General features: G+C 60.3%; 1 protein-coding gene. It reads right to left on the bottom strand.

Going from position 1 to position 262, the window contains the following annotated elements; translation table 11 throughout:
* Positions 1-262: transposase (locus tag HB393_RS24940; RefSeq protein ID WP_213807935.1), on the bottom strand; the 262-nt coding region annotated here is incomplete at both ends.

Raw genomic sequence — 262 nt, 5'->3', positions numbered from 1 at the left:
TGCATAGGCGCTGGCCCGGTCCCGGCTGACAATCTCCGTTCCCGGATGCTCTTGCAACCATGTTGCCAATGTTCCGGCTTCGCGTTCCGGAAGCAAATCCACTACGCTGCCTGCTTCCAGATCGCACAGAATCGTCCCGTACCGGTGTCCCTTATTCCATGCCCAATCATCCACTCCAAGTACCCGTGGAGCGGAGACCGGAAAAGGCCGAACGCGACGCCGCACCTGGCGCAGCAACGTTGAGCCGTCAATGCGCAAGCCA

Origin of the sequence: Granulicella sp. dw_53 (assembly GCF_018449545.1) — a bacterium.
In the GTDB taxonomy this organism is placed as follows: Bacteria; Acidobacteriota; Terriglobia; order Terriglobales; family Acidobacteriaceae; genus Edaphobacter.
Note: the sequence above shows the minus strand (reverse complement) of the source record. Positions and strands in the feature narration are given on the sequence as shown.